Here is a 9,245-nt window from a genome sequence, read left to right on the forward strand (position 1 = left end):
CAGGAGCCCGGCCGACGGCAGGCAAGTAGCCGGAATTCACTTCCGGCGTTAAACGCAGCCGCCGTCGTGCAAGCAATGCAGACCGTACAGCGTGTCTTGCGCAAACGGGCGCGGGAGAGAGAAGCGCCGCGGAGGCAACAGCGGCGGCGCGGTCGGGAGATGTTTTCTTTTATTAATGTTGGCGGCGTATGACGCCGAGGATGTTGGGCAGAGGAATGGCGTCTCCGCGGGAGGAAAACATGTAGGAGGCGGGCGACATGCCGTTCCAGAGCTGGAAGGATTCGGGCAGGCTGAGGAGCAGGGAGGCTTCGCTGCCGCCTTCCACGTACATGGCGCTGTTGAGATTGAGATCGGTGTGGGCCTTGAGGGCTTCCACGAAGTCGTGGACGGAGGTGGGGTCGGAGCAGTGGAGGAACAGAATGCGGCCGTTCATGTCTTCGGCAATGGCGGCAATGGCGTGTTCCGGGCCGTTGGCGGGCCATATCTGCCGGGCGTCGGGGCCCATGAGGCGGAAGTTCTGCACCACAATGTCGTAGCGGGGCAGCAGGTTCTGCCAGTCGTCCACGCTGCGGTCGAGCACGGCGGCGCGGGGCAGTCCGCTTTCTCTGGGGCCGGCCACGAAGAACGCGCCGTAGCGGCTCACAATGCGGCTGTTGTTGGTGCGTTCGCCGCTGCGCATGTAGCCGGTGGAGGTCTGCCCGTCCTTGAGGTACATGCTGGCGTTGATGGCCGCGGTGAGCGCCTTGCTGGCGGCCCACTCGCGCATGGTGGGAATGCTTTGCCCCTCCCAGCGGGAACTGAACAGGCGGAAGTCGTATTCGTCGGTATCGAAGCGCAGCACCCGAATCACGATGCGGCGGGAAAACTCGTCGCCCTTGTCTTCCACATAGGCCAGCCTTGCCATGTCCAGCCCCTTTTCCGGACTGAGCCAGACAATGGCGTCGCCCGGGAGCGTAAGGGCAGGCTCGGGTTCTTCCGCGCCGAGCATGGCCGGAAACACGAGCAGAAGCAGAGCGAAGGCTATGGTTCGCAGGGTGTCCATGCCCCTGTTGTAAGCCACTCGCTCCCGATGGGCAAGAAAAACCCTGCGCGTCCGCCCGGCGGGCGGGGGGATTGCTCCGTCATTCCGGCGTGTTGCGGCGCGACTTTTTGTTTCGGCCATCGCCCGCAGCCCCGGAGAAAAACAATCGCCTTCCGTGCGCTCCTTCGGCGCTGAGGCCGGGTCGCGCGTTTTTCCCCGCGCGGGAAGGGCGGCCGGGGAGGGGGCCTTCCTGATTTGAATAGCCGTTTTTCCCCGCGCGCCGCCGGGGGAGTCCTTGGCGTGTTTTTGGCGGCAGCCGTGGGGTTCTGCGCGTTTTTCTGGCGGCATGCGACTCGGGAAGGCGTTTCCGAACGGCGTGAACGTCTTCTCTGCCTCCTGCCGAGTCCCCGGCAGGGTGGACGCCTGCCCGTCAGCTTTCTTCAACAGGGGCAGAACTTCGCGCGGCGCAGGGCAATTTCCTGTGCCGCGTGAAGTCCGGCGGCGTCTTCCGGGCAGTGTCGTGGGGCGCATCCCCTCGCCCCGGGGAACCGGAGAGTCTCCCGGCTGTGGATTGACAACGCTTCGGCGTTTCCCCTTCATTCGGGCTCGTAACTCTGCGGAGACGCCTGCCGCCGGGGGCGTCCTTGGCGTGTTGTCGGCGGCGGCGCAGTCCCACGGCGGCTGGGGAACTTCTCTTCGTTTTCCCCCTCGCCGCGGGGCTTCCCCGCACGGCCCGGTGCGGCGCGCGGCACTTGACGACCGGGCGTATTTGTCCTACGCCCATATTTTTACGGCGCCGGAAAGCGAGTCTTTCGTTGCGGCCTTTTCAGGAGGCCGAGCGCTGCCGAATACATGCAAGGGGGCGGAGCCCCTGCCAGATAACGGAGTGTCTTTTGGAAGCACAGAAGAAAGCCCGCAAGCCCATCAAGCTTGCCACGAAGTCGGAACATGCGGCCTATTTCATGCCCATGCTGGAGAATTTCGCCGATCACGGCGAACTGAACGAAGTTGTAAAGAACTGCGTGGGCAAGGCCTGCGATCTTCTGGATGCGGGCATTCCGCTGTATCCCAACGATTTCAAGCGAAAGCAGAACGCCGGAGACGTGTGCGCGGCCTACGCCGACATGAGCGGCGAGGAGCTTGAGGCGCTGAACGAGGAATTTGCCATTGCCGGACGCATGATGTCGTCGCGTTCCTTCGGCAAGGTGATATTCTTCCACGTCATGGATCGCAGCGGCCGCATTCAGTGCTACGCCGAAAAGAGCGTGCTCGGCGACGAAGCGTTTTCGGCCTTCAAGAAGCTCGACGTGGGCGACATCGTGGGCGTGACCGGTCATCTCTTCCGCACCAAGACCGGCGAACTCACCCTGCGCTGCACGAGCGTGCGTCTGCTCAGCAAGGCGTTCCGCGCGCTGCCCGACAAGCACAGCGGTCTCACCGACGTGGAATCCCGCTATCGTCAGCGCTACGTCGACCTTGTGATGAATCCCCGCACGCGCGAGATATTCCGCAAGCGTTCGCTCATCGTGCGCGAGTTCCGCCGCTTCATGGAAGAGCGCGGCTTCATGGAAGTGGAAACCCCCATGCTGCACGCTCTTGCGGGCGGCGCGGCGGCCAAGCCCTTCGTGACGCATCACAACGCGCTCGACATCGATCTTTATATGCGCATCGCGCCCGAGCTCTATCTCAAGCGCCTCATCGTGGGCGGTCTGGAGCGCGTGTTCGAGATCAACCGCTGCTTCCGCAACGAGGGCATCGACACCCGTCACAATCCCGAGTTCACCACCTGCGAGTTCTACTGGTCCTACGCCACGTTCGAGGATCTCATGGACCTCACCGAGGAACTTTTCGCGCACATCGCCACGAAGGTGTGCGGCAGCCCGGTGATCACCTATCAGGGAAAGGAAGTGGATCTCACCCCCGGCCGCTGGGCGCGCATGACCTATCACGAGGCGCTCGAAAAGGTGGGTGGTCACAGGCCCGAGTTCTACAACGACATGGAGGCCGTGCGCGCCTATCTCACCTCGCGCGGGGAAAAGTTCATGGAAAGCGAGGGAATAGGCAAGCTGCAGTCCCGTCTTTTCGACCTTGACGTGGAAGAGAAGCTCGTTCAGCCCACCTTCATTTATGCCTATCCTGCGGAAATTTCGCCGCTCGCGCGCCGCAACGACAAGAATCCCGACATCACCGACCGCTTTGAGATCTTCATCTGCGGCTGTGAATACGGCAACGCCTTTTCCGAGCTCAACGACCCCGTGGATCAGCGTCTGCGCTTTGAAGCGCAGGTGGAAGCCAAGGCCGCGGGTGACGACGAGGCCTGCCCGCTGGACAACGACTATCTGCGCGCCCTTGAATACGGCATGCCGCCCACCGCGGGCGAAGGCGTGGGCATCGACCGTCTGACCATGCTGCTTACCGACGAATCCACCATCCGCGAGGTGCTGCTCTTCCCGCTGCTGCGCCCCGAGGTCTAGTCTTTCGGGAACAACGCCCCGGCGATTCGCCGGGGCTTCCATGAAAGGGGAATCTATGTCGTATTCGCTGTTCATTGCTTCGCGGTATCTCACCTCGCGCAGCAAGCGCACGTTCATTTCCATCATTTCGTTCATGTCGGTGCTCGGCGTGGCCATCGGCGTGGCGGCGCTCGTCATTGTCATGAGCGTGTACAACGGCGTCACCGAGGAAATGCGCGAGAAGATTCTCGGCGCGAATCCGCACGTCATGGTCATGGCCACGCAGGCCGGAGCCTTCGGACCCGAGGCGGCCAAAGGCGAAGGCGAGGTGATCGAGCGCATACGCGAGACTCCGGGCGTGGTGTCGGCCACGCCGTTTCTGTACGCCGAAGTGCTGCTTTCCACGCCGCAGGGAGCTACCGGTCTGGTGGTGCGCGGCATTGATCCCGTGTCTGCGGGCGAGTCCATGCCGCTTCTGCATCATCTGGAGAGCGGCAGCGTCGAGGATCTCGTGCGCGAGTCCGGCCCCGCAGGCATGATCGTGGGTCACGATCTGGCGCGGCGCTTCAATCTGCGCGTGGGCAGCAGGGTGAATCTCATGTCTCCGGCCGGGCAGCGCACCACGGCGGGCTTTGTGCCCAAGCTGCGCTCGTTCCGGGTGGTGGGCGTGTTCAAGTCCGGCATGTCGGATTTCGACAGCCGCCTCGCCTACGTTTCCCTGGGCGCGGCGCAGGAGCTCATGGGCTATCCCGACGGGCACGTCTCCGGCGTGGAAGCCTTCGTGAAGAATCCCTACGACGCCCGCGACATCGCCAAAGACGTGGCCCAGCGCCTCGGCCCTCCCTTCTATTCCCGCAACTGGATCGACATGAACGCCAATCTTTTTGCGGCGCTTCAGCTTGAGCGCTTCGGCATGTTCATCGTTCTGCTCATGGTCATTTTGGTGGGGTCGTTTTCCATCATCACGTCGCTGGTCATGCTGGTCATGGAAAAGACCAAGGATATCGCCATATTGATGTCCATGGGGGCCACGGCGGCGGGCGTGCGGCGCATCTTCATGTTTCAGGGAGCCATCATCGGGGCTGTTGGCACATCCATAGGTTATGTGCTAGGAATCGTGCTGGCGCTGCTCCTCAAGAAGTATCAGTTCATCGAGTTGCCTCCCGGCGTGTACATGATGGACACCCTGCCGGTCATCATCGACCCGGTGGATCTTCTTGTCATCGGAGCGGTGTCCATGCTGCTGTGTTTCGTGGCCACCATCTATCCCGCCAGGCAGGCGGCCCGTCTCGTGCCTGCCGAGGCCCTTCGCTATGAATAACGACGTTCTCGCTCCCATCGACTTTTCGGATCATCCTCTCTACCAGGTGCGCCACGCGCAGAAAACCGTGGAGAGCCCGGCCGGCGAACTGACCATTCTGCGCGACGTGAGCTTCGACGTGAAGGCGGGCGAGGCGCTGGCCATCGTGGGCTCGTCGGGATCGGGCAAGTCCACGCTGCTGCACATTCTGGGCACGCTCGACCGCGCCACCGGCGGCAGCGTGCTTTTCGAGGGGCGCGATCTTTCGGCCCTCACCCCGCAGGAAGCGGCACAGTTCCGCAATCGGGAACTGGGCTTCGTGTTTCAGTTTCATCATCTGCTGCCGGAGTTCACCACGGTGGAAAACGTGGCCATGCAGGCCATCATTGCGGGCATGCCGCGGCGCGAGGCGCTGGAACGCGCCGCCGAAGCGCTGGAGCGGGTGGGGCTTGCCGAACGGCTGAACCATCACGTGACCACGCTTTCGGGGGGCGAGCGGCAGCGCGCGGCCATAGCGCGGGCCACGCTTTTGTGCCCCAAGGTGCTGCTGGCCGACGAGCCCACCGGCAATCTGGATGAAAAAACGGGCGCCCGCGTGGCGGACGTGCTGAAAAAACTCAATCGCGACATGGGCATGACCCTTGTCATAGTGACGCATAACCGGGAACTTGCGGACAATATGGACCGCAGCCTTGAACTGAGATCGGGAGAGCTCTATGCGCAAGATTCTTTCTAGTCTGGCCTGTGCCGTGGCCTGCCTCCTTGTGTGGGCGGGTCTTGCGGACGCGGCCCAAACCCGTGTGCTGGTGTTGCCTTTCGCCGTCAATGCTCCGTCGGCGCAGGCGCAGCTTGCCCGAGATCTGCCCTCGCTGGTGCGTCAGGGATTCGAGGCGCACGGCATTGCGGTCATACCCACGTCGGCGTCGGGCAAGAGCGCGGCGTCCACGGTGGCGAGCGCCAAGCAGCGCGCGCGTTCGGCGCGTGCGGGCTACGCCGTGTACGGCAGTCTGAGCCAGGTCGGCGAACATTTCAGTCTCGATATGCAGCTTGTGCCGGCCTCGGCGTCGGGTTCGCGGGCGTATCACATGGAAGGGGCCAGTCTTCTTGAGCTTCAGCCTGCGGTGAACAGCCTTGTGGGCCAGATGGTGATTGATCTGGATTCCGCCTCTCCGGTGCGCACGGCGGCCAAGGCGTCGCGCGGCGGCATTGCGGACATTCAGGTGCGCGGCCTCAAGTTCATCGACAAGGACAGAGTGCTTGTGCGCATAGGTTCCCGCACGGGCGATCCCGTGGATGAGGACCGCGTGGACGAAGACGTGCGCAACATCTGGGATCTGGGCTACTTCAACGACGTGAGCGCCGACGTGGAAAACAAGGGCGCCGGCCCGGTGCTGGTGTTCACGGTGGTGGAGAAGCCGCGCATTGAAGAGGTGCGCGTGGAAGGCTCGGAAGCCGTGAAGATAGGCGACATTACCGAAGCGATGTCCACGCACACCGACTCCGTGCTCAACGAGAAGGTGCTTGCGGACGACCTGCAGAAGGTGACGGATCTTTATCACAAGCAGGGCTTTTACCTGGCGCAGGTGACCTACGAAGTGCAGCCGCGTGCCGACGGCGCAGCCGCGGTGCTGGTGCTGCACGTGAACGAGGGCAGCAAGCTCTATATTAAGGAAGTGGACATCGAGGGCCTCAAGGAAATTTCTCCCGACGACGTGAAGGACTTCCTTTCTCTGAAGGAGCGCGGTCTGCTTTCGTGGTTCACGGGCACGGGCGTGCTCAAGGACGATCTGCTGGAGCGCGACTCGCAGGCCATCCGTGCGTATTTCATGAAGCACGGCTATGTGGACGGTCAGGTGGCGGCCCCCGAAGTGCAGTATGACGACGACGGCATCCGGGTGATCTTCCGGGTGCGCGAGGGCGTACACTACAAGGTGGGCGACGTGATCCTTCAGGGCGATCTCATCGACACGGAAGACCGCATCCGCGAACAGATCACCATGGACGAGCATCAGGCCGCGGGCGACTATTTTGACGTGGAAGTGCTTCAGAACGACGTGAAGGCGCTCACGGACTTTTACAGCGACTACGGCTACGCCTTTGCGAACATCGATGTGGATCCGCGTCCGCGTCCGGAAGCGGGCGTGGTGGACGTGGTGTACACGGTGAAGCCCGGGGAACGTCAGTACATCCGCCGCGTGGAGGTGGAAGGCAACAACCGCACCCGCGACAACGTCATCTTGCGTGAAATGCGTCTGGCCGATGGTCAGCAGTTCAGCGGCGCAAAGATGCGTCGTTCTGCGCAGCGCCTGGAAAAGACCAGATATTTCAGTGAAGTGAATCCCACGGTGGTGCCCACGGGCACGCCCGGCGAAGTGGATTTGAAGATGGGCGTGAAGGAAACCGAAACCGGCGTGGTGAGCGTGGGCTTCGGCTACTCCACCTACGACAAGTTCGGCGTGATGGCGTCCATCACGGAGAACAACCTGTTCGGACGCGGCTACACGCTGGGCCTGTCGGCGTACACGTCGGCGAGCGAGCGCTACCTTGAAGCGTCCTTCGTGAACCCGCGCGTGTTCGACACCTACTGGGGCTTCTCCATCAGCCCGTACACCATCGATGAGGAATGGTCGTACTTCTACAAGCGTTCCACGGGTGTGCGTCTCGGCCTGTTCCATCCCATCGGCGAATACACGAACGTGAATTTCGGCTACAAGTTCGAGCGTTACAACCTGTATCACATGTCGGACAACGCTTCGCAGATCATTCAGGCGTACCGCGGCAAGCACTGGGCGAGCACGGTGTCCATGGGCATTTCGCGCGACACTACCAACCGTGCGACGTTCCCCACGGAAGGCACGCGCGTGTCTCTGAACATGCAGTACGGCGGCCCCTGGACCGGCAGCGACGACAGCTTCTTCAAGCCGATTCTCGAAGCGGGCTTCTACTACGGCCTGAACGACACCAACATTCTGCACGTGCGCGGCCGCGTGGGCGCGGTGTACAAGGCCGACAGCGACAAGACCATCCCCGTGTTCGAGCGCTTCTGGATAGGCGGCATCCGCAGCATTCGCGGCTACTCCTACGACGACATCTCGCCGCGGGATCCGAGAACGGGTGAAACCATCGGTTCCGACCGCATGGGCTACGCGAACTTTGAATACATCTGGGTGGTGAAGCCGGATCTGGGCCTGGCCTTCGTGCCGTTCTACGACATCGGCTTCAACACGGACAGCGCGCAGACTTCGAGCGTGTTCGACAAGGTGTATTCGTCTGCGGGTCTGGAAGTGCGCTGGCGCTCGCCGATGGGCGATCTGCGCTTTGCCTACGGCTATCCGCTTTCCGAGAACGCGGACGGCACCAGACGCCACAGCGGCCGGTTTGAGTTCTCGATGGGTCAGGCCTTCTAGGCCGGATCCTTCGAGGCGAGCGGCGGACGCTTTTTGCGCCGCGATTGCCGCATGACTATCAAGGGGGGAGGGGCAACCTTCCCCCTTTTGCGTAGAACGGCGGAACCGGGGAGAGCGACGCCGCAGAACCAGAGCAGGGAGCCCGCCGAAACGGCGGAAGACGACGCCTGCCGCCCCGCGAGTTCGCACCCCGGGCTTTAGATGTCTTCCGCAGTCCTTCGGCGCGTCGCCGTTTTCCCCGAATGTCGCCTCTTCCTGCGGCGCGTTCTCATTTTCCGGGCTTCGCGCCCCAAACGTTTTTCACTCCAACCCGCGCCCCGCGCACAGAGTTCCCATGAAATACGATGCCATTATTTTTGATCTGGACGGCACGCTGCTCGACACGCTCGAAGACCTTGCCGACGCCGTAAACCACGCCCTGTCCGGCTGCACCACTGTCCGCCGCAGCATCGACGAGGTGCGCTCCTTCGTGGGCAACGGCGTGCGCACTCTCATGATCCGCTCTCTGCCCGGCGGCGAGGAGAGCTCGTACTTTGAACAGGCCTTTGCCTCCTTCCGCGAATACTACGCCGCTCATTGCCGCGATCATACCCGCGCCTATCCGCAGATTCCGGAACTGCTGAACGAACTTTCCGCGCGCGGCGTGAAACTCGGCATCGTGTCCAACAAGTCCGACAGAGAGGTCAAGGAACTGAATCGCGCCTTCTTCGGCGGCCTCTTCCCCGCCGCCCTCGGCGAACGCCCCGGCGTGCGCCGCAAGCCCGAACCCGACAGCCTCCTCGAAGCCATGAAGGAACTCTGCGTCGATAAAAGCCGCACCCTCTACGTCGGCGACTCCGACGTCGATATCCGCACCGCCGCCAACGCCGGCGTCCCCTGCGTCTCCGTCACCTGGGGCTTCCGCACCGAAGACTTCCTCCGCGCCTCCGGCGCTTCCACCGTCATCCACTCCCCCCTCGAACTTCTTGATTTGATGTAAAGGCAGAAAAGGCAGGAAAGACAGGAAAGGCATGCGGGGGAAATAATTCCCCCCGCGCCCCCCTGTTTCTGCTTCGCAGCTAAAG

General features: G+C 62.6%; 6 protein-coding genes. 5 read left to right on the plus strand and 1 reads right to left on the minus strand.

What is annotated here, in order from left to right:
- Positions 1 to 172: 172 nt before the first annotated feature.
- Positions 173 to 1,060 (minus strand): phosphodiester glycosidase family protein, encoded by an 888-nt coding sequence (locus ACZM96_RS07600; protein WP_489488318.1) that lies wholly within the window; start codon positions 1,058 to 1,060, stop codon positions 173 to 175.
- Positions 1,061 to 1,989: 929 nt separating this feature from the next.
- Between ACZM96_RS07600 and lysS the strand changes: the two genes are divergently transcribed.
- From lysS to ACZM96_RS07625, 5 genes are all read left to right on the plus strand, one after another.
- Positions 1,990 to 3,495 (plus strand): lysine--tRNA ligase, encoded by a 1,506-nt coding sequence (gene lysS / locus ACZM96_RS07605; protein ID WP_346666643.1) that lies wholly within the window; start codon positions 1,990 to 1,992, stop codon positions 3,493 to 3,495.
- Between the two features lie 55 nt (positions 3,496 to 3,550).
- The gene (locus ACZM96_RS07610; RefSeq protein WP_489488320.1) at positions 3,551 to 4,795 is read left to right on the plus strand and encodes a lipoprotein-releasing ABC transporter permease subunit; all 1,245 of its coding nucleotides are present in this window, start codon (positions 3,551 to 3,553) and stop codon (positions 4,793 to 4,795) included.
- Positions 4,788 to 5,510, plus strand: a complete 723-nt coding sequence (locus ACZM96_RS07615) for an ABC transporter ATP-binding protein (RefSeq protein WP_346664778.1) — start codon at positions 4,788 to 4,790, stop codon at positions 5,508 to 5,510. Before ACZM96_RS07610 ends, ACZM96_RS07615 begins: the two co-directional genes overlap by 8 nt.
- Positions 5,491 to 8,181 carry an outer membrane protein assembly factor BamA gene (gene bamA / locus ACZM96_RS07620; RefSeq protein WP_489488322.1) on the plus strand — a complete coding sequence of 897 codons (2,691 nt, stop codon included), beginning with the start codon at positions 5,491 to 5,493 and terminating at the stop codon, positions 8,179 to 8,181. Before ACZM96_RS07615 ends, bamA begins: the two co-directional genes overlap by 20 nt.
- A 334-nt stretch (positions 8,182 to 8,515) precedes the next feature.
- Positions 8,516 to 9,160 (plus strand): HAD family hydrolase, encoded by a 645-nt coding sequence (locus tag ACZM96_RS07625; RefSeq protein WP_489488324.1) that lies wholly within the window; start codon positions 8,516 to 8,518, stop codon positions 9,158 to 9,160.
- The last annotated feature ends 85 nt before the right edge of the window (positions 9,161 to 9,245 follow it).

The organism is Mailhella sp., assembly GCF_057866825.1.